Origin of the sequence: Sporolactobacillus terrae DSM 11697, from assembly GCF_000648615.1 — a bacterium.
GTDB lineage: Bacteria > Bacillota > Bacilli > Bacillales > Sporolactobacillaceae > Sporolactobacillus > Sporolactobacillus terrae.
The window spans coordinates 26,422-46,959 of the sequence record NZ_JFZC01000023.1 but is presented as its reverse complement, the minus strand read 5'-3'; the positions used below and the strand labels follow the sequence as shown (position 1 = coordinate 46,959).

The 20,538-nt window shown below is 46.2% G+C and carries 16 protein-coding genes and 1 riboswitch; of the genes, 12 read left to right on the top strand and 4 right to left on the bottom strand.

The annotated features are described in order from the left end of the window. Nucleotides 1–269: 269 nt before the first annotated feature. The gene (locus AA84_RS0103015) at nucleotides 270–1,001 is read left to right on the top strand and encodes a Crp/Fnr family transcriptional regulator (protein WP_223362282.1); all 732 of its coding nucleotides are present in this window, start codon (nucleotides 270–272) and stop codon (nucleotides 999–1,001) included. 76 nt (nucleotides 1,002–1,077) lie between these two features. Continuing rightward, nucleotides 1,078–1,971 carry a thermonuclease family protein gene (locus tag AA84_RS0103010; RefSeq protein ID WP_028975963.1) on the top strand — a complete coding sequence of 298 codons (894 nt, stop codon included), beginning with the start codon at nucleotides 1,078–1,080 and terminating at the stop codon, nucleotides 1,969–1,971. A gap of 47 nt (nucleotides 1,972–2,018) precedes the next feature. Here the strand turns inward: AA84_RS0103010 and yvfG are convergent, their stop codons facing one another. After that, a complete protein-coding gene (yvfG, locus tag AA84_RS0103005; protein WP_010023678.1) occupies nucleotides 2,019–2,258 on the bottom strand; it encodes a protein YvfG in 240 nt (79 codons plus the stop codon). Nucleotides 2,259–2,298: 40 nt separating this feature from the next. Then, complete coding sequence (locus AA84_RS0103000) at nucleotides 2,299–2,967, bottom strand: B3/B4 domain-containing protein (RefSeq protein WP_028975962.1); 669 nt, start codon at nucleotides 2,965–2,967, stop codon at nucleotides 2,299–2,301. 348 nt (nucleotides 2,968–3,315) lie between these two features. Between AA84_RS0103000 and AA84_RS19535 the strand changes: the two genes are divergently transcribed. The 6 genes from AA84_RS19535 (at nucleotide 3,316) to lepB (AA84_RS0102965) (ending at nucleotide 9,407) form a co-directional block, all read left to right on the top strand. Continuing rightward, nucleotides 3,316–3,834 carry a methylated-DNA--[protein]-cysteine S-methyltransferase gene (locus AA84_RS19535; RefSeq protein ID WP_010023680.1) on the top strand — a complete coding sequence of 173 codons (519 nt, stop codon included), beginning with the start codon at nucleotides 3,316–3,318 and terminating at the stop codon, nucleotides 3,832–3,834. Nucleotides 3,835–3,895: 61 nt separating this feature from the next. Further along, complete coding sequence (locus AA84_RS0102990) at nucleotides 3,896–4,813, top strand: amidase domain-containing protein (RefSeq protein WP_028975961.1); 918 nt, start codon at nucleotides 3,896–3,898, stop codon at nucleotides 4,811–4,813. A gap of 329 nt (nucleotides 4,814–5,142) precedes the next feature. Next, a complete protein-coding gene (trmL, locus tag AA84_RS0102985; RefSeq protein ID WP_028975960.1) occupies nucleotides 5,143–5,616 on the top strand; it encodes a tRNA (uridine(34)/cytosine(34)/5-carboxymethylaminomethyluridine(34)-2'-O)-methyltransferase TrmL in 474 nt (157 codons plus the stop codon). Nucleotides 5,617–5,848: 232 nt separating this feature from the next. Further along, nucleotides 5,849–7,744: a PrkA family serine protein kinase gene (locus tag AA84_RS0102980; RefSeq protein ID WP_028975959.1), complete on the top strand. Its 1,896-nt coding sequence runs from the start codon at nucleotides 5,849–5,851 to the stop codon at nucleotides 7,742–7,744. Nucleotides 7,745–7,802: 58 nt separating this feature from the next. Next, nucleotides 7,803–8,375, top strand: a complete 573-nt coding sequence (gene lepB / locus AA84_RS0102975; protein ID WP_028975958.1) for a signal peptidase I — start codon at nucleotides 7,803–7,805, stop codon at nucleotides 8,373–8,375. A 462-nt stretch (nucleotides 8,376–8,837) separates the two neighbouring features. After that, nucleotides 8,838–9,407, top strand: coding sequence for a signal peptidase I (gene lepB / locus AA84_RS0102965; RefSeq protein WP_028975957.1), 570 nt, complete (start codon nucleotides 8,838–8,840; stop codon nucleotides 9,405–9,407). Nucleotides 9,408–9,547: 140 nt separating this feature from the next. On the opposite strand, the gene yhbH is transcribed toward lepB (AA84_RS0102965), so the two are convergent. Then, nucleotides 9,548–10,708 carry a sporulation protein YhbH gene (gene yhbH, locus AA84_RS0102960; protein WP_028975956.1) on the bottom strand — a complete coding sequence of 387 codons (1,161 nt, stop codon included), beginning with the start codon at nucleotides 10,706–10,708 and terminating at the stop codon, nucleotides 9,548–9,550. A 275-nt stretch (nucleotides 10,709–10,983) separates the two neighbouring features. Between yhbH and AA84_RS0102955 the strand changes: the two genes are divergently transcribed. From AA84_RS0102955 to AA84_RS0102945, 3 genes are all read left to right on the top strand, one after another. After that, the gene (locus tag AA84_RS0102955; RefSeq protein ID WP_028975955.1) at nucleotides 10,984–11,658 is read left to right on the top strand and encodes an HAD family hydrolase; all 675 of its coding nucleotides are present in this window, start codon (nucleotides 10,984–10,986) and stop codon (nucleotides 11,656–11,658) included. A 381-nt stretch (nucleotides 11,659–12,039) separates the two neighbouring features. Further along, complete coding sequence (locus tag AA84_RS0102950; RefSeq protein WP_028975954.1) at nucleotides 12,040–13,782, top strand: phospho-sugar mutase; 1,743 nt, start codon at nucleotides 12,040–12,042, stop codon at nucleotides 13,780–13,782. Between the two features lie 166 nt (nucleotides 13,783–13,948). Continuing rightward, nucleotides 13,949–15,526, top strand: a complete 1,578-nt coding sequence (locus tag AA84_RS0102945) for a peptide chain release factor 3 (RefSeq protein ID WP_028975953.1) — start codon at nucleotides 13,949–13,951, stop codon at nucleotides 15,524–15,526. 230 nt (nucleotides 15,527–15,756) lie between these two features. On the opposite strand, the gene metE is transcribed toward AA84_RS0102945, so the two are convergent. Beyond that, nucleotides 15,757–18,063 carry a 5-methyltetrahydropteroyltriglutamate--homocysteine S-methyltransferase gene (gene metE / locus AA84_RS0102940; protein ID WP_028975952.1) on the bottom strand — a complete coding sequence of 769 codons (2,307 nt, stop codon included), beginning with the start codon at nucleotides 18,061–18,063 and terminating at the stop codon, nucleotides 15,757–15,759. 89 nt (nucleotides 18,064–18,152) lie between these two features. Continuing rightward, nucleotides 18,153–18,267, bottom strand: a riboswitch (SAM riboswitch). 307 nt (nucleotides 18,268–18,574) lie between these two features. On the opposite strand from metE, the gene AA84_RS16970 reads away from it, so the two are divergent. Then, the gene (locus tag AA84_RS16970) at nucleotides 18,575–20,425 is read left to right on the top strand and encodes a putative bifunctional diguanylate cyclase/phosphodiesterase (RefSeq protein ID WP_051577793.1); all 1,851 of its coding nucleotides are present in this window, start codon (nucleotides 18,575–18,577) and stop codon (nucleotides 20,423–20,425) included. Nucleotides 20,426–20,538: the final 113 nt, after the last annotated feature.

Sequence of the window (20,538 nt, the reverse complement as noted above, 5' to 3'; positions counted from 1 at the left end):
TTTCCATTCAAAAAATCAAGTGAAATCAGGTTGGCTGCATCCTGGTGAGCAAAATCCCGAAAAAACGGCAAGCGGTGAATAATTCAGGGTCTTATCGTTTCTATTCATGAAAATCAACGATACTTTGCGCCTCTCACGGTTTAGAACGTCTTCACGACAAGAAAAGAGAGGTATTTTCGTGAAGTTGTATGATTTCCGTCACAGTTTTACCGCGAAATCATGAAAATATCTTTTATAATGAAAGTAGGAAGCTAACGAACGATAAGGGCGTGATTTTTTTGGAAAAAGCAATTTGTTTCCCATCACATGAGATGAATAACACGCATGTGTTCTCGGAACAAAGTCTGAAAATACTCGATTCCGTGATGTCAGTGACTTCATATAAAAAAGGCGCGAATATCTTCTGGGAAGGGGACAGCGCCGATAAACTTTTTTTCATTGTTCAAGGACATGTGAAGCTGTTTAAATCGGCATATGATGGAAGAGATCTGGTGCTTCACTACTTTATGGATGGTGATCTGTTCGGTTCAATCAGCAGTCTTGGAAGTACAGAGCATTCGTTTACCGCAACGGCTGTTTCGGACTGCTCAATCGGTGTGATTGCGGAAAAGGACCTCGAACCGTTGCTCATCTCGAATTCGAGCTTATCCTTCGAATTTATGAAATGGAACGGGATGATGGGGCAGTTTACTCAGATTAAGCTGCGCGATCTCATTTTTTACGGGAAAACCGGTGCACTGGCCTCGACTTTGCTGCGCATGATTCATGGGTTTAGTCGCACAGAGCCGGACGGGATTCATTTCACGATCAGTCTGACGAATACCGACCTCGCGCAATTGATCGGTTCAACACGCGAAACGGTCAACCGGATGCTGCAAGCATGGAAAAAAGATGGGGCGATCGACTATTATCATGGAGCGATCGTGATTAAGGATCTCGATTATATTAAAGCGATTTGTCATTGTGAGGATAAGTGTCCGCTGCCAATCTGCCGTCTGTAAAGCGGCGATAAGAAGTGACGTGGGCGATTGAGTGCAAGGATTGCGATGGACAAGGAAAGATAATTAGGTGAATCGGATGAAAAAAACGAATTGGATTAAAGCGTTTTATTGGGTCGTTGCCGCTCTCTTCTTAAGCGGATGTGCAGCAGGCGGCGAACTGAACACAGATGCTTCAACGTCTTCAAGCTCGGCGCAGCTATCGAGCAGTGCCGAGCATTCTGCCGGGTCGACAGCCGATGCGCCCGTGCAAACGGACGACTCCGCTATCGAAGAACCTGCCGGCGGAGTACATACCAAGGTCATTGAAGTGGTTGACGGCGACACCTTTCAAGTGCTTTATCAGAAAAAAATTGTGACGGTGCGTGTGCTTTTGATTGATACACCGGAGACGCATCATCCTTCCTTAGGTGTGCAACCTTATGGACCGGAAGCGAGCAGCAATGCGCATAAGCTGCTGGATGGAAAAACGGTAACGCTTGAGCTTGCAAAAAACGGTGGGCGGGATAAGTATGGACGACTGCTGGCGTATGTTTTTGTCGATGGCCGATCCTTTGAAGCCCTTCAGTTAGCGGCCGGTCTTGCCCGCGTCGCGTATGTGTATCCACCGAATACGAAATACATCGATCAGTTACGAGCCGTTGAGCAGCAGGCCAAGACGAAGCGGCTCGGCGTCTGGTCTGTAAATGGCTATGCCGCAGCCGACGGCTTTCATCCTGATCTCATGAAAGGGACAGACGCGTACCGGGAAATTCAGGGGCACAGCAAACCAGCGAACCAACCCGCAAGTGCCTCCTCTGAAAGTAACTCGAGTCCAGATGGAGCGTGTCAGGGGAAAATCAAGGGCAACATTTCCTCACGAGGAAAAATTTATCACATGCCGTCTGATCCGTATTATAAGATGACTAAAGCCGAACGATGCTTTAAAAACCGTAGCGAAGCGGAAAATGCTGGCTTTCGTGCAGCAAAATAAATAGAAACCGAGGCTGTTCCAATCATCGGAACGGCCTCGGTTCGTTACTACTGCACGTGCTGTTGTTGCTCAATTTCTGCCTTGACTTCGTTATATGCGGTGTCTAAATTACGGATGCGGCGGATCAGTTCGAAGTTCTTATTGATCCGGTCCTGGATGATTGCCGAAATGACCGTGTGATAGTAGCTGTTCATCGTTTGAATCGGCGTATGCACGTCTCCATTCTTCTTAATTTGCAAATGGAGCGCTTCTTTAAAATAGTCGACACTAAATAAATTGGAATTCAAATCGTTTCCCTCCTTGCGAAAACGCTCAAAACATTATATTCTAGCGAATCAATGTCCATTCATGACTGCCGCCATGGACTTGGGTAAACATTTCCGCCATTTTCTCGATTAATTGTTGTGCTTCATTGGCCGCCATCGATGGGCGCAGGTAAATAATCTGCAGTGCTTCGGTTGTCTTCTCGGTGACACAGGTTCGTCGCGAATCGACGATCGGACTGCCGAATGCACCGCATCCATCAATGGATACCAGCTTGTCCTTCATATGCATGATGCGGCCATTCAAACCGTTATACTGATCGGCATCGGTGCCAATTTTAATCTGAATTGGATTTTCAAGATGTGCGGCGTCATACAAGCCCATCGGAATGCCGTGCTGGACGCTGAAGAAGTTCAGCAGATCCACTGCTGAATGGATGAAATGCGGGTGACCATCCTTCTTAATTTTGCGCAGCAATGCTTCCTGAGAAGGGCGGTAACGGGATGGATCACAGCCGATTTTTTTAAACACCTGACGCCATTCCCGAACGCCGGGAATTTCATTGACGTGATGCTCGGTCAATGATAAGTGAATGTTCTCATAGTAGAGGGGCAGGCGCTCACCAATTAAGGACGGGAGCTCGCCAACCGCAATTGACGGGTAATAAATGATACCGATTTTAAAATCAGGCACTAAATCCTTCAATTGAGAAGAAATCGAAACATCAAACATGACATGCCTCCTGTTCGACCGATCTACTGTAAGTGTACCATAAATGATGCGTGATGCTTCAGGCAATGTTTCAAAGAGAAGCGCTTTTTTAAAGCCAATTGAATCGCGCCAATGAAGCAGCCGGATCGGTGCAGGCTCAAGGCGAACGAACATGATCTTAAAACCGATCAAGCGTTTTCTATCATTGCGAAATCAACTAATTTCTTAGATAATGGTCGTGAATCACATCGGAGCTAAAGGATTGGACTTCTTGGCGTAATGCTGACCGACTCATGATTTTTCAGCAGGATCATGCAGTGATTGAGTTGAAATCGTGCGTTCAATCGATTAGAAAGGGGCCCTAAAACGATGGAACAAAAAGATTATCTAGCGGTGAGTGAGCAAGATACCGCGATTGGCATGCTGACGCTCACCGTTTACCAAGATCGGCTGTGTCGGATTGACTTTGGCCCGCTTGCTGCCAAGCGAGCGGAAATCGTGCGCTGGGCAGCAAAACACGGCCTGCCAACTGTTTTGCAGGACGATGCTGCAGCTTGCATAGATGCGGCTGATCAACTGACGGAATTCTTAAGCGGTAAAAGAAAGACATTTTCTTTGAAGCTGCTCATGAAGGGCACTGAATTTCAGCGTGAGGTGTGGCAGGCACTGATCGACGTTCCATACGGGACAACGCGTTCCTATAAGGATATTGCGGGTATCGTGAATCGTCCGAAGGCAGTACGGGCTGTCGGTATGGCCAACAACCGAAATCCGCTGCCCATTGTTGTTCCTTGCCACCGCGTCATCGGGACAAACGGAGCATTGACCGGGTACGCCGGCGGTCTCAAAGTGAAAGAATACTTATTGGGTTTGGAAACGAAGTGCTGAATGGAATCCGCCAATGATTCGGTATGATTGCTCGCATTAAGGCATAAGGTGTAACGAGATCATGTCGAAGCGGGGAATGCGTGTGGACTGGAAAACTGCATTTCAGAATCATCTAACCATGTTGGGGGACTATTGGGTCGGCAATGCCGATCTTCATAAGATGCCGCTTGACCCGGAAGAAAAGCGCCGATTCACGGCGAGAAGCAAAGCGCTGAAGGATCAAGAGGCTGAAATTGAACGTACGCTCGTTCGGGCAAATCATGTGCGTGCAACCAGTAAGCGTGAGGACCTCGTCGTTGATTATTGCTTGGTCATGCAATGGCTGATCAAACATCAAAGTACATTTATTCTTGAAGAACGTTTGGAAAATCGCCAGTCTGTGCTGCGAAATCAACGTTTGGTTTCGGATGCTCTGGTGCCGATCGTTGCAAAGGAAGAGCAGGAGTTTGAGCGGGAGTCCGGTGAACTAGCACCGCTCGAGCTACGTTCGCGCACCTATGATCGGCTGGCTGCCGTACGCTATGCCGATTTGTGGTGGAACCGCCGAAATCCGCAGTATCCGGTTGTCGCCGATGATTGCACCAACTATATTTCTCAATGCCTTCATGCCGGGGGCATTCGCATGTGGGGCAATCCGATTCGCAGTAGGGGCTGGTGGCAGCAGCGGACGAATTGGAGTTTCAGCTGGACGGTTGCCAATGCGCTGCGCTGGTACTTGTCCAAGTCGGAAGGTGTGATTGGTGCTGTGGAGAAAAGCAGTGCGCGTGAACTTGTCCCAGGTGATGTCATCTGTTATGACTTTGAAGGGGACGGGCACTGGAACCATAATACAATGGTGACCGCGCTCGATGCCAACGGCGAACCGCTGGTAAATGCGCATACTTACGATGCACGGCACCGTTCTTGGGCTTATCGCGATTCCCCGGCATGGACCAGTAAAATTCAGTATAAATTCTTTCATATTCGCGATCAAACCTAAGTGCGCTGCTTAAGTTGTGCTATAATAGATGCGTTTTCAAAGAAAAGGTCGGTTGATCCGGCCTTTTTTCACGAGTAACGAGCGGCATTTCATCAATAAGTCCGTTCGCGACACAAAAGCGCTCTGACGCCTGCGGGATCGCGCCTTGTTGATGCGTGCCAGGCGAGACCCCGCAGATTCTAGCCTGTCTGAGGAGGCACGCGGTGCGCCCGCGGCAAGCGAGCAATCGGAGCGTACACAAAAATCAGAATGGTTTAAGGCCAAGCACAGCTTGGTTTTTCTAACGAGTAACGTATTGTTGTTTTCATAATGAGGAGTGTGCACCAGAAATGAGTAACCATATTGTGCTTTATCAGCCGCTTATTCCACCGAATACAGGAAATATCGCCAGAACTTGTGCCGGAACAAACACCGGACTTCATCTCATTCGACCGCTCGGCTTTTCTACTGATGATAAGCATCTGAAGCGTGCCGGTTTGGACTATTGGGACTCAGTAGATCTTCATTACTATGACTCACTTGACGAATTCTTTGAGCGGCATCCGCAAAGCGAATACTACCTTGTTGAAACCGACGGCAGCAGGCCTTATGATGCCTTTGACTATAGCGATACAAGTAAAGACTACTATTTTATTTTCGGACGAGAAACAACCGGATTACCGAAAGAATTTGTTGCCAAGTATCAGAATCGCTGCATTCGATTGCCGATGACGGGCGCAATCCGCTCACTTAATTTATCGAATTCAGCTGCAATCATGCTCTACGAAGCACTGCGCCAGCAGCGTTTTCCGGGATTATCCTGACTATCCGTATCATCCTTGTTTTTTCATTGATTGTATGATCCCCCTCAGGATTTCAAAAAGTGTAATAAAAATTTTATGAAATCTGATTTTTCCTATTGCTGGGCTTTTCCCGCTGGATTCATTAACGATTCCTTCTCAATCTGTACATAGTTTCATGAAAGATTAGCGAATGAACGCATACACTTAAGTACATGGTCAGAAGCATTGGTGAATCTTTTCTAGGGGGGATACAATGAACTTTCTTGATAAACTGAAACAGTTCCGCGACTATGAAGAGCAGCTGAAATGGGAAGGCACATTTGCAGACTATCTTGAACTAGTGAAGAAGAATCCGATGATCGCACAGTCCGCACATTCCCGTGTCTATCAGATGATTATTTCCGCTGGTGTTTCGGAGCAGAACGGACATAAACATTATCATTTCTTTGATGACAAGATCTTCGGACTTGACGAAGCGATCGAACGACTCATAGAGGAGTATTTTCACCCTGCAGCGCGACGCTTGGACGTAAAGAAGCGTATCTTGCTGCTGATGGGTCCGGTGAGCGGCGGTAAATCAACGATTGTGACGATGCTGAAGCGCGGCTTGGAAAAGTATTCATGGACCGATGAAGGGGCGATTTATGCCATTAAGGATTGCCCGATGCATGAAGACCCGCTTCACTTAATTCCGCCGCACCTGCGCGAAGACTTCTTTCAAGAGACGGGCATCCGCATTGAAGGAAATTTGTCACCGTTAAATGTGATGCGGCTTGAGAAAGAGTACGGCGGACAGATTGAGGACGTTCCAGTGGAGCGTATTTTTCTTTCAGAAGACAAGCGCGTGGGGATCGGTACGTTCAGTCCATCGGATCCGAAGTCGCAGGATATTGCTGATCTGACCGGCAGCATTGACTTCTCAACGATTGCCGAATATGGATCAGAATCCGATCCGAGAGCCTATCGATTTGACGGTGAGCTGAACAAGGCGAATCGAGGCCTGATGGAATTTCAGGAAATGCTGAAGTGTGACGAGAAATTTCTGTGGCATTTGCTGTCTCTGACTCAAGAGGGTAATTTCAAGGCCGGACGCTTTGCCTTAATCTCGGCGGATGAATTGATTGTCGCGCATACGAACGAAACCGAATATCGGGCCTTTATCAGCAATAAAAAGAATGAGGCACTTCATTCACGAATGATTGTGATGCCGGTTCCGTACAATCTGAAAGTTAGTGAAGAAGAGAAGATCTATGAGAAGCTGATCTCGGAAAGTGATGTGGCAAACGTGCATATCGCGCCGCATGCGCTACGTACGGCAGCTGTATTTTCGATCTTGACCCGTTTGAAGGAATCCAAGAGTCGTGGTATTGATCTCATTAAAAAGATGCGGCTCTACGATGGCGAAATCGTTGAGGGCTATAATGAAGCCGATATTAAGGAACTGCAGAATGAATTTCCTGATGAAGGGATGGGCGGCATTGATCCGCGCTACGTCATCAACCGGATTTCTTCTGCAATCATTAAGAAAGGTGTACCGTCGATCAATGCACTGGATATTTTGCGCTCCATTAAAGAAGGGCTGGCGCAGCATCCGTCCATCAGTGACGAGGATCGTTCGCGTTACACTGAATATATTGCACTTGCCCGCCGCGAATATGATGAATTAGCAAAAAGTGAAGTACAAAAGGCATTTGTTTATTCTTTTGAAGAATCGGCAAAAACATTAATGGATAACTATCTGGATAATGTTGAAGCGTATTGCAACAGCAATAAAATTTTCGATCCGATTACCGGTGATGAAGTTGATCCGGATGAGAAGCTGATGCGTTCCATTGAAGAACAAATCGGCATTTCCGAAAATGCGAAGAAATCGTTCCGAGAAGAGATCTTGATCCGCATTTCTGCCTATGCACGTAAAGGCAAACGCTTTAACTATAAGTCGCATGAGCGGCTGAAAGAAGCGATTCAGAAAAAATTATTCGCCGATCTCAAGGATGTAGTGAAAATTACAACGTCAAGCAAAACGCCGGATGAGGCGCAGCTGAAACGTGTCAATGAAGTTATTGCAAGACTTGTTGATGAATACGGTTATAATACGACTTCTGCTAACGAATTATTAAGATATGTAGGAAGCTTGCTCAACCGTTGAATCGGATCGCCAAAAGGAACGGCTGAGCGGTAAATCAAGAAGGGACACGCGCAAGTCAATGAGCCAATCAACAAAGAGAGAAGTATGGAGCTGGATCCGTGCGGGCGCCATCGCCATTCTAATTGCTTTTCTTGTCCGCCAATTTATTTTCAGTAATTATATTGTCCGCGGCGAGTCGATGATGCCGACACTTCAGGATGGAAATCGTTTGATCGTGAATAAAATCGGTTACACGGTCGGTACACCGCATCGTTTTGACGTGATCGTTTTTCACGCAACCGAAACAGAAGATTATGTGAAACGGATCATTGGATTGCCTGGGGATTCGATTACGTATAAGAACGATCAGCTGTACGTCAATGGGAAAAGGGTCGCGGAACCTTATTTACAGCATTATAAGGATGCGCTGCCCCCAGGCCAGCAGCTCACGGAAAATTTCAATTTGAAGGCAAAAACCGGTAAGCTGCGCGTTCCCGAGGGTAAGTTATGGGTAATGGGCGACAATCGCCAGAATAGTGAAGACAGCCGCTACTTTGGCTTTGTTGATCAGAAATCGGTCATTGGAAAGGTATCTATTCGTTATTGGCCGCTTAATGAATGGGAAATCATGCAGTCCATTGTGTTACCATAATGTGCATCGAATTTTGAAAGTGCCGATTCGCTCGGCGCTTTTTTACATAAAGAGGAACGATGGCATCCGCGTCCTGTATGCAACGCGAAAGTCATCACCTTCTGTGGAAGAAGATACGAAAGCGCGAGACGCCTGCGGGAGAGCAGGCCAAAGGAGACTCCGCAGATTTCAGCATGTCTACTAAGGAGGCTCCTGGGATGACCGCGGCAAGCGAGTAGATGGAGTGTCGTTTTGTAACACAAGGGGATGAATCAAAGCCGAATCCTGCGAAATTAATGACTAAGCGCAGCCCGGTTTTCTGATGTTCATGCAGCCAGAAAACCGATTTTGCTTAAATAACGGACGGCACCACCATCTCTTGTGATCCGTATACGAATCGTGTATTATATTTAGAGCTTCCTTAATTTGGATGTTACCATTCATTTTTACGAGCGAATGATGTTTTTTGGGAGTCGGTGTTTCATGAGTCAGAAAAAAAAGAGAAGTGAAGCCTTTGCCTGGATACGGGCACTCACATTGTCTGTGCTCATTGTGATTTTAGTTCGGACGTTTATCTTGGGCAATTATATTGTTGACGGTCCGTCAATGAAACCGACTTTGTATAACGGAGATCGCCTCATTGTCAATAAACTTAACTACGAGTTCGCGCAACCGCAACGATTTGATGTGGTGATTTTCCATGCAACGAAAACGGACGACTATGTCAAACGTGTCATTGGTCTTCCGGGAGATACCATTCAGTATAAGAATGATCAGTTATATGTGAATGGAAAAGCAGTCGCGGAACCCTTCCTCGATAAAGAGAAACGCAGCATGCTGGTTGGTCAGTTGACGTGGGACTTCTCACTGAAAGAGCTGACCGGCAAAACACGTGTCCCTGAAGGCATGCTCTGGGTGATGGGCGACAACCGTCAGAACAGTACCGACAGCCGCGTCCCTGAGATCGGTTTTATCAGTGAAAAAAAGGTCGTTGGAAAAGTTGATCTGCGCTATTGGCCGCTTAACCGATTCGGGATCATCCATCGTGATTAAATAAGGGAAAAATAAAAAAACAACCGGTGCGTCGTGTAGCTCTCCTACTACCGGTTGTTTTTTTATCTTGTAGGAAACATTCATGCTTTGTTTACGGGCGCCAAGTATCTCTTGAATAAACTGATTGTACCAAGTGTTCTTTATCGCGCGACCGTATCTTCCTGTTCCTTTTGAAAGAAATACTTCATAGCATGATAGACATCGCTCTTTTGTTTTAAGATAAACGAATGAAAGGCATCATTCTTGATACTTCGATAGGCACTCATCAATGTACTTGATCGGTGGTAGGGATTGATTTCGCCATAACCGAAGAAATCAGTAATGTCCATAATTTCTTTGACAAGACGAACACATTTTGGATTATCCGATGACAAATTATCACCGTCGGAGAAGTGGAACGGATAAATATTGTATTTGGCCGGTGGATAGGAAGCGTTAATCAGTTCCAGAGCTTTGAGATATGCCGACGAGCAAATCGTCCCGCCGCTTTCGCCTTTTGTGAAGAAGTCTTCCTGGGTGACGACACTGGCTTCAGTATGGTGGGCAATAAACTGAATCGATACTTTTTCATACTTGGTGCGCAGGAAACGGGTCATCCAAAAGAAGAAACTGCGGGCAATATATTTTTCCCAAATGCCCATGGAACCGCTTGTATCCATGAGTGCGAGGACGACCGCGCGGCTTTCTGGTTTTACGATTGTTTCCCAAGTTTTAAAACGTAAATCATCCTCAATAATCGGATGAATGGAGGTTTTTCCGGAACGTGCATTTCGTTTGATTGCCGACAGAATCGTTCGCCGTTTATCAATATTTCCCATAAGTCCTTTGCGGCGAATGTCTCGGTAATCAATGCTCTGGACGGTGATATCCGGCTCCTGTTTTCTTTTAAGATGAGGGAGTTCTAGTTCCTTGAAAAAGAGCTTTTCAATTTCCATAATTGAAATGTTGGCTTCGTAGTAATCGATGCCTGGGCGGTCGCCTGCCCCTTTTCCTTTGCCGCCGCCTTGAGCCTGCTGTTTTCCAGGCGCTTTTGCAATGACATCGCCTACCTTGCTTTTGCCGTTACCTTGACCGACATGTTTTGTTTTATCAAAGTTATACCGCAATTTGTATTCATCCAAAGATCGGATTGGAATCCGTGTCATTTTTTTACCATCGGAAAGGATGATATTTTCGCTGCTGATCAGATCAGGGAGGTTGTTTTTGATCGCATCCTTGACTTTTTCTTTATGGCGGCGCTGATCTTCTTCACCTTTGTGATGAAGATCCCAATCCTCTTCTGATATTAAGAAATTGCTCATGTAAAATCCCTCCTTTAATGTGTACGATAAAATCGGACAATCGGGACTGCAGCGATGGTTGATTAATTTAATGTATGCTTTCGATGATGAACCTTGACTGATTTTACGAAAAGAGTGAATTTTGGGTGACTTGAGGGGAGGGGAATGGACGGATCTTCTCCAAGGATCCAGCGGCTGGCTGGCGATTTTACACAAAGTTTTCAGGAAGCAAGGCTAGAAATAAATGCGACACATGGTAAAATGTAGACTGAGACCACTGAGAAGGGTTGTATTTGATGATTAAAGCAATTGTCTTTGATTTTGATGGTGTTATTTTGGATAGCGAACGAATTATGTACCTGGTCATGCAGAAGATGTTCCACCGCTATCATGTCGATTTGCCGCTCAGTATTTGGAGTCAGGCCATTGGAACACAAAACGGCTTCAATTCCCTTGATTATCTTGAGGAACACGCCCAGGTGAAAATAGACAGGGCAGCGTTCAAGAGTGAACGTGATGCACTTTTTAATAAACTTGTTGATGAAGAAGAAGTACTGCCTGGTGTGAAGTCGATCTTAGTTCAGGCACAAGAACTCGGTTTGAAAATCGGGCTTGCGACCAGTTCCAAGGGGGAATGGCCGCGTAAACACTTGAAACGCTTTGGATTAATTGATTATTTCGAAAGCATTAAATCATGGGACGATGTGCTCAAGGTAAAGCCGGATCCTGCCTTGTACACGAAATCACTGGATGCGCTTGGGGTCAGTCCGAAAGAAGCGATTGCGATTGAGGATTCGTTCAACGGCTCGCTGGCTGCAAAAAAAGCGGGGATGTACTGTATTGTTGTGCCGAATGCCGTCACCAACCAGATGCCGTTCGGTCATGTGGACGGCTGTTTTAATTCGCTTAAAGGTATTTCGTTGGAAAAGCTTGTGAAGTATTTTTCCCCTGAGCTGAGAAGCAAGCGATAAAAAGCTCGAAGAAATACTGCTTCTGGATGAATCGTATGGGGACAAGCTTTCTAAAGAAATATTCATGACCGCGTGAGGGGACCCTGCGGGAGTGTGGCCCAAGGAGACTCCGCAGATAGTCTGAGAAGGCTTCTGGACGGCTCGCGGCAAGCGAGGCAACTGAAGTGTCGTTTGTGCAACAAGGTGATGCATCAACGCCTCAAACAACAGGATGAAAAGATCGTATGTTCTGCGATAAGAGGCAGTGAAAAATCTAACTGCAAATTAAAATGACAAAGGTCCGCTGCCTTAGTGCTGGCAGCGTTCACTTGGTATATAATAGAAAAAGACATTTAAAATGTAGTGGAATCAAGGCTTTTAACTATCTGATGGGGTGAGCACATGAGTTGGGAGACCGTATATAAAAAATGGATTGCAGACCCGCAGCTGGATCCTGCGCTGAAAAAGCAGCTGGATGCAATGGCTGATGATCCTGAAAAACTTGAAGACTGCTTTTATACCAATTTGGAATTCGGTACCGGCGGGATGCGCGGTGAAATTGGCCCTGGCACCAACCGCCTGAATCTGTACACGATTCGCAAAGCTTCAGAAGGCTTAGCAAGATATATTGAAAATGCCGGTGAAGAGGCGAAGAAACGAGGCGTCGTCATTGCGCATGACCCGCGGCATTTCTCTGCTGAATTCACTTTAGAAGCAGCGAAGACCTTAGGCGCTCACGGGATTAAGACCTATATTTTTGATTCACTGCGGCCGACACCGGTTCTTTCTTTTGCCGTGCGCGATTTACATGCTTTTTCCGGGATTGTTATCACGGCGAGCCACAATCCGCCGCAATATAACGGGTATAAGGTCTACAATGAATTCGGCGGCCAGCTTCCGCCAAAAGAAGCAGATGAAGTGATCCGCTTCGTGGCATCGGTTGAGGATGAACTTGCCGTACAAGTCGGCGATGTGGATCAGTTGAAGGCAAGCGGCTACTTGGAAGTTGTTGGCGATCAAGTGGATGAAGCTTATCAAGAAAAGGTACAGACGCTTTCGTTGAATCCTGAACGGATTAGACGTGTTGGTTCTGATTTGAAAATCGTCTATACACCACTTCATGGAACGAGCCGCTACCCGATTATTAATGGTTTGAAAAGATGGGGTTTCACAAATGTGACGGTTGTCAAAGAACAGGAAGAACCGGATCCGGAATTTTCAACGGTAAAATCACCAAATCCGGAAGAACATGCAGCGTTTAAGATTGCGATGGAATATGGCAGAAAGCTGGATGCGGATCTCTTGATTGGAACGGATCCCGATTCTGACCGTCTCGGTGTTGCCGTAAAAAACGATCAAGGCGACTATGTCGTTCTGACGGGAAATCAAACGGGCGCCGTGCTGCTCGATTACTTGCTCACGCAAAAGAAAGAAAAAGGATTGTTGCCCGATAACGGCGTCGTTGTGAAAACAATTGTCACCTCTGAAATTGGTCGAACGATTGCAGCGGCTTTCGGTATTCCTACCGTCGACACCTTGACCGGATTTAAGTTCATTGGTGAGAAGATTCATGACTATGAATTAAGCGGCAAATACAGCTTCCTATTCGGTTACGAAGAGAGTTACGGCTATTTGATCGGCTCCTTTGTCCGAGACAAAGATGCAGTTCAAGCTGCGCTATTTGCTTGCGAAGCGGCTGCTTACTTTAAATCACAAGGCAAGTCTTTCTATGATGCGCTTCAGGATGTATTCAAGACGTATGGTTACTTTGAAGAAGGTCTGGAATCGCTGACCTTGAAAGGGATCACCGGTAAAGAAGAAATTGCTGCGATTATGAATAACTTCCGCACGCAGCCGCCGCATGAGGTCGCTGGTGTTATGGTTGCTGTCATCGAAGACTACCAAACGTCTGAGGCAGTCGAAACGGATTCAGGCAGCACGTCGGCGATTAAGCTTCCGAAGTCGAATGTACTGAAATATAAACTGAAAGACGGGTCATGGTTCTGCCTGCGCCCATCCGGTACGGAACCGAAAATTAAGTTCTACTTTGGTGTTAAAGGCGCCGATGCAGCAGATCGCGATAAGAAATTCAACGCTTTGAAAAAAGCGGTTATGGATCGTGTTCACGGATTAGTCAGCAAATAAGTCACAAGCATTTATGATTCACATAAATTAGGTATATAATTAAGGAAGAATGATTGAAAAAGCATTCGCATTGAATTGCCGACTTAATTCGGCAGAGCGAGTGCCTTTTTCTTGACTGCGGTCTTGAGACAGACTGCGTCGGATCTGATCTTAGTAGGAGGAAACCATGAATCGGTTACAGCAGGAATTAAACAGGCGCCGTACATTCGCCATCATCTCTCACCCGGATGCCGGTAAAACGACGCTGACTGAAAAGCTGCTGGTGCTTGGCGGCGCTATTCGAACGGCTGGCGCGGTCAAATCACGAAAGGCTGAAAAATTTGCGACTTCAGACTGGATGGAGTTGGAGAAAAAGAGAGGGATCTCCGTAACCTCCAGTGTGATGCAGTTTGAGTATGATGGGTATAAGATTAATATTTTGGATACCCCGGGGCACCAGGACTTCAGTGAAGATACGTATCGAACGTTAATGGCAGTCGACAGCGTTGTCATGATTATCGATGCCGCTAAAGGCGTTGAACCGCAGACGATAAAACTATTTAAGGTATGCCGTGACCGCGGGATTCCGATTTTTACATTTATCAATAAACTGGATCGTCAAGGCAAGGATCCATTGGAACTTTTTGAGGAAATTGAAAATGTGCTCGGTATCGAATCCTATCCGATCAACTATCCAATCGGGATGGGGCAGTCCTTTCGCGGGGTTTACGACCGGCAGGATCATAAAATCGAATGGTATAACGAAAAAAGAGAGCGCCAGGTTCAGAATTTAGGCGAGGTTGAGGAACTGACGGATATCTTAAAGGATCAGGTTGACGATTATACCTTGAGTCAGCTGGAAGAAAACCTGATGCTTCTGGATGAAGCAGGAAGCCGTTTTGATCTTGAGGCGGTGAAAGCCGGCAAGCAGACACCGGTCTTTTTCGGGAGCGCGATCTCAAGTTTCGGTGTTCCGACATTTTTGGAACACTATTTGAAACTTGCCCCGCAGCCGCAGCCGCGGCACTCGAGTGAAGGCATCGTTCAACCGAATGACCCGAATTTTTCAGGGTTTATTTTCAAGATTCAAGCAAACATGAACCCGGCGCATCGCGATCGAATTGCCTTTCTGCGGATCTGTTCCGGTAAATTTGAGAAAGGCATGAGCGTCTATCTCGATCGAACGGGCAAGCCGTTGAAACTCGCACAGCCACAGCAATTCTTTGCCGACAGCCGTGAAATGATTGATGATGCATTTCCAGGGGATATTGTTGGGCTCTACGATACAGGCTTCTATCAGATTGGCGACACGGTATGCCAAGCGAAAGATACGTTTAATTTTGGTGCATTGCCGCAGTTTGCTCCGGAGCATTTTGCTAAAGTGCGAGCCAAAAACGCAATGAAGCAAAAGCACTTTCTCAAAGGGGTCAGTCAGCTGGCACAGGAAGGTGCGATTCAGGTCTATAAAACGCCTTATGAAGAGACCATTCTCGGCGTTGTCGGAACGCTGCAGTTTGATGTCTTTGTCTACCGCATGCAGGCTGAGTACGGTGTTGCTCTGGACATTGAACGGATGCCGCATCAGGTAGCAAAATGGATTGCAAGTCGCGAGGATGCAGAAGCACTTCGCCGCAACGCCAACAATCTGGTGGTTACCGATTATAAAGACCGCCCGGTGATCATTTTTGAAAATGATTTCTCACTGCGCTGGTTTCAGCAAAAGCATCCCGATGTTGTACTGCGCGATTCGTCCCATAATATGTGAGTGGTACAGAAAAAAAGAGCCTTGTGCAGGCTCTTTTTTTGTAAGTAAAGAATCGATATGAATTTGCTGCTACTCATCCTACTAAGATAAGCAGCAGTCTCCGTCAACGAAACAAGACGCCCGCGGCGAAGACAATCGAAGCGTTGATTTTAGGCGCCATAAGGGGATAAACGTGTGATGAAACCGAACAAGCCGCGACTTCGTGTCGCGGCTTGTTTGTACGCTTTGATTTATCGAGAAACGGTATGGCTGAGTTCGGCGCGCACTTGCTGCGCTGCTTCAACCATATTTTTAAGTGCAGGGACGGTTTCTTCCGTGCGGCGTGTTTTTAAGCCGCAATCCGGGTTGATCCAAACAACTTTTGGATCAAGAACGTTCAATGCGCGTTCGGCGTAGGATTTCATTTCCGCTACACTTGGAATGCGTGGGCTGTGAATATCATAGACACCGAGGCCAATCCCCTTCTTGTAATGGAAGTCCTCGAAGGTTGCAATGATTTCGCCGTGGCTGCGTGCCGCTTCAATCGAGATCACATCCGTATCCAAAGCATCGATGGTGTCGATGATTTCATCGAATTCGGAATAACACATATGCGTATGAATCTGTGTGTCGTTTTTAACAAAGGTTGTCGCAAGCCTGAACGAATAAACAGCATCGTGCAGGTAGCCTGCTTTCTTCTCTTCCTTAAGCGGAAGCCCTTCGCGAAGCGCGGGTTCGTCAACCTGAATCATACGGATATTGGCTTCTTCAAGTGCATGGACTTCTTTTTTAAGTGCAAGCGCAATCTGGTTAAAGACGCTGGCTTGACTAATGTCGTTTCGAACGAAAGACCAGTTATAAATGGTGACCGGGCCGGTGAGCATCCCTTTAACCGGTTTATTGGTTAAGGATTGTGCATAGGCACTTTCCTTTACGGTCATCGGTTCTTTCCAGGAAACATCACCAAAGATCAGTGGCGGCTTCACGCAGCGGGAGCCGTACGATTGGACCCATCCGAAGCGCGTGAATGCAAAGCCGTCCAGTTTTTCACCGAAATACTCAACCATATCGTTGCGTTCGAATTCGCCGTGTACCAGTACATCCAGACCGATTTCCTCTTGAATGTCAATCCATTTTTTCGTTTCTTCTTTAATAAATTGATCATATTGGCTGTCCGACCATTCGCCCTTGCGCCAATTGCGGCGTGCTTGGCGAACTTCTTTTGTTTGCGGGAAGCTGCCGATTGTTGTGGTCGGAAGCGGTGGCAGTTGGAACGCATCCGCTTGCACCTGTTGGCGCAAATCGAAGGAAGCAGGTCGCGTTGGAAGTTCTTTGCTCAATTGATCCAGCTCTGCTTGAACCGCTGCATTATTGCGGTGAACCGACTGCTGCAGGGCGTTCAGATCAGCACGATTTTGCTCAACAGCACCGTAGATTGCTGCCTCGCTTTCATTCAGTCCCTTGGCAAGAACCACAATTTCGCCTAGTTTTTCATCAGCAAATGCAAGGGCATGCTTTAAAACAGGATCAAGCTCCGTTTCATTGGAAACCGTTACCGGAACATGAAGAAGGCTTGACGATGGCGTTACCCAAAGATTCTTATGATCTTTTACTGCAGAGAGCAAGGTTTGTAATTCCGTAAAAGTTGCGGAAAGATCGGTTTTCCAAATGTTACGGCCGTCGACTACTCCTGCTGCAAGTACTTTATCTTTTGGAAACCCGTAGGTCTTGATGGCTGCAAGATTTCCCGCTTTACCGGCAACAAAATCAAATCCGAATCCGTCAACCGGAAGAGCAGTCACTTCTTGATAGTGATCCAGCGCCTCGAAATACGTTTGCAGCAGCAACTTCAATTCAGGAACATTTTTCTTGATGTAGGCGTAAGCCTTGCTGAATGCGGCAAGATCTTCCTCACTTTGTGCTTTGACCAGAATCGGTTCATCAATTTGTACCCACTCTGCTCCGGCTTCCTGCAGTTCAGCAAGTACTTGAACATAGAGAGGAAGCAGCGCGTCAAGCAATGTGTCGAAGTGATCGGAATCATAGCCTTTTGCCAATTTTAATAAAGTGATCGGTCCGACAATCACCGGTTTTCCAACAATGCCAAGTTCGTTTTTGGCTTCATTGAAGAGATCAAGAAGACGGTTTTTCGTCAGATGCGGTTTCGTGTCATTGCTGATTTCCGGAACGATATAGTGATAGTTTGTGTCAAACCATTTGGTCATTTCCGATGCTTCGGCATCCTGATTTCCTCGTGCGATGGAGAAATAGGTCTCTAAAGCTATCTCTTTTTCATCCGTTTGAAAACGATCAGGAATCAAGCCGAAGAGAACCGCGGTGTCGAGAACATGGTCATAGAGACTGAAATCGCCAATCGGAATCAGATCAACGCCGAGATCCTTTTGTTTTTTTAAGTAGCTGAGTCGTAACGTTTTAATGGTTTCTAAAAAAGTTTCTTTTGATGATTTGCCTGCCCAAAAAGCTTCGAGAGCTCGCTTCCATTCTCTTTTTTCCCCAATTCTTGGATAGCCGAGATTCGCGCTCAATACTTTACCCATTCTTTCATCCTCCTGTTTCAATCCGCTTGGTTAAGTGGGGCAAATAAAAAGCCTCTCTAGTTAGAGAGGCTTCTGTGACAATCCGCACCCTCTTATTTTTCAAGACTTCGCATTGGAAAATCTTGCTGGAATTAGCACCTTTTCATAAATCTGAAAGGTTGCCGGGCTTCATAGGGCCAGTCCCTCCGCCGCTCTTAATAAGAGTTTATTAAGTTAACTTGAATACTATCATGGATTACATGGACCGTCAATGCATAAATTTCACAAAATTATTCGTTTTTCACAATAAATAGTCTTGTAGCATCATGCACATTTAGGGAGAAAAGCTTACAATGCTACATAAAAGCGATTAATACGTGTATGAAAAGCGACATCAGTCGGCTATTCGGAACAACGAATGACACAAAATTAGTCTTGAAAACCAATGTGTTCATGTTTCATTCGTATCTGACGATATAAATAATGAACATTCAACGCTAGATTAAGAACTGACGAGGGAGCACGCCAAACGATGAGTGACCAATGGAACAAAGCAAACTGGTTAAAAAAAGTAAAAGAACAGCCTGCAGAGTTGTCAATCAGCGATCATCGGATACGCCGACGGATTCAACTGCTCAATCTTCATTTGTTTGATCTGCAACTACTGCGCTGGGTTCGGCCATTTCTGCTCCGCTTAAGTGATGAGATTGCTGATGCAACAACCGAATTTGTGTTTGATCTTTTTAAGTTTCAGAGCACGCTTTTACCAAGATCATTAAGCACAACGATTCGCGATAAAAACGTTGAAATTACGCAAATGTTTTTAAGCGGCGTTCTTGACCAACGCTTTATACGTTCCAGTCGTGAACAGGCGCTTTTGTGCTTCCGCTATCAGCTGGATTTGTCCAACCAGATTGCTTTGTCACATGGTTTCATTAATTGCATCATTGAGGCGATCAATCGACAAGTGAATTGTCGCGAACAGGCGCTAATCATTTCTAAAGCGTTGGAAAAAATCGTTAACTTGAACTTGCAGCTGATTATGGAAAATTATCAGCAATTAAAAGATAACAATGATCAAAAAAAGGAAGAGGCGATTCGATTTAAGGCTTATCATGATCCGCTTACCGGATTGCCGAATCAACTGGTTGCTGAGGAAGTCATTGAAGCGATGATCGATCAGCGCAAAGACCATTCCTTTTCCGTGTTTAAGATCAATATCGATCGGCTGAAGATGATTAATGAAATGTATGGGCGGACGATTGGAAATAAATTGCTGATCATGCTCTCCGGGCGTATCAATGCAGCACTTGAACCGCTTGCGGCAGAACTCTACCGTATCAGCAGTGATGAATTCATGATTTTGTTCAAGAATCGTTTGAGTAGGAGCGAACTCATTGATGCCGCCGAACTGTTGACACATACTTCTGAGCTGCCGTTCATCGTTGATGGCAAAGAGATCTATGCGACATACAGTATCGGTATCTCACGCTTTCCTCAAGATGGCGCCAACAGTGTGCAGCTCTTTGGCTGTGCCGATGCTGCATTGCGCGAAGCAAAGAAGGACACAAAAGAAAGCTATTTTTTCTATAACACGATGCTTCATCAGCAGTTGATGAAAAAGATATGTATTGAGGATGAGCTGCAAAAGGCATTGTACAAGCAACAATTTGTGTTGTATTATCAGCCGCAAGTCGATGCCGGCAGCGGTGCACTCGTCGGTGTAGAGGCGCTGCTACGATGGGAGCACCCGATTCACGGCATATTGCCGCCAAGCGGCTTTATTGCGGTGGCCGAGGAAACGGGCATCATTCGGGAAATCGGCTGGTGGGTGCTGAATGAGGCGTGCAGACAAATGAAAAAATGGCAGGAGACAGGTGCGTTGAATGTCCCCATCTCGGTTAATCTGTCGTTTAATCAGTTTCGTGATGAGACGGTTGTCAAACAAGTCGCACATGCACTGAAAATGAGCGGGCTTGCTCCGAACAGACTTAACTTGGAAATCACTGAATCGATGATGGCCGAGGATCTTGAGCGCTCCGTGCGTATTTTGAATGAGATTCGAGCACTTGGCGTCGGTGTCAGCCTCGATGATTTTGGAACCGGGTACAGTTCGCTCAGCTATTTAAAAAATTTGCCGATTAATCAGTTGAAAATCGATCGTTCCTTTGTGATCGATATTGTTCGAAATCACCGAGATCAAGCAATTGTCGCGGCCATTGTAACGTTGGCGAAGCAGCTTTGGGTGGATGTGATCGTTGAAGGAATCGAAACGGAAGAGCAGCTAAGGGCTATTGAGGCATGCCGTTGTCGCGCGATTCAAGGTTATTATTACAGTCAGCCACTCGCGGAAAGTGATTTTACCGAAAAGTATCTGGCATAAACAAAATGGTGAACGGTTGCAAATCGGAACAGAGAACGGATAAACTTAGGAGATCGAGCAGACGACCGTCTTATTTGAGCATTTGTTTTTGATAAGACGCTCGCCGTCACCCG

Coding starts and splice junctions, on each gene's coding strand:
- AA84_RS0103010 (WP_028975963.1), top strand. CDS start 1,078: ATGAAAAAAACGAATTGGATTAAAGCGTTTTATTGGGTCGTTGCCGCT.
- AA84_RS0103000 (WP_028975962.1), bottom strand. CDS start 2,967: ATGTTTGATGTTTCGATTTCTTCTCAATTGAAGGATTTAGTGCCTGAT.
- AA84_RS19535 (WP_010023680.1), top strand. CDS start 3,316: ATGGAACAAAAAGATTATCTAGCGGTGAGTGAGCAAGATACCGCGATT.
- AA84_RS0102990 (WP_028975961.1), top strand. CDS start 3,896: ATGTCGAAGCGGGGAATGCGTGTGGACTGGAAAACTGCATTTCAGAAT.
- trmL (WP_028975960.1), top strand. CDS start 5,143: ATGAGTAACCATATTGTGCTTTATCAGCCGCTTATTCCACCGAATACA.
- AA84_RS0102980 (WP_028975959.1), top strand. CDS start 5,849: ATGAACTTTCTTGATAAACTGAAACAGTTCCGCGACTATGAAGAGCAG.
- lepB (WP_028975958.1), top strand. CDS start 7,803: ATGAGCCAATCAACAAAGAGAGAAGTATGGAGCTGGATCCGTGCGGGC.
- lepB (WP_028975957.1), top strand. CDS start 8,838: ATGAGTCAGAAAAAAAAGAGAAGTGAAGCCTTTGCCTGGATACGGGCA.
- yhbH (WP_028975956.1), bottom strand. CDS start 10,708: ATGAGCAATTTCTTAATATCAGAAGAGGATTGGGATCTTCATCACAAA.
- AA84_RS0102955 (WP_028975955.1), top strand. CDS start 10,984: ATGATTAAAGCAATTGTCTTTGATTTTGATGGTGTTATTTTGGATAGC.
- AA84_RS0102950 (WP_028975954.1), top strand. CDS start 12,040: ATGAGTTGGGAGACCGTATATAAAAAATGGATTGCAGACCCGCAGCTG.
- AA84_RS0102945 (WP_028975953.1), top strand. CDS start 13,949: ATGAATCGGTTACAGCAGGAATTAAACAGGCGCCGTACATTCGCCATC.
- metE (WP_028975952.1), bottom strand. CDS start 18,063: ATGGGTAAAGTATTGAGCGCGAATCTCGGCTATCCAAGAATTGGGGAA.
- AA84_RS16970 (WP_051577793.1), top strand. CDS start 18,575: ATGAGTGACCAATGGAACAAAGCAAACTGGTTAAAAAAAGTAAAAGAA.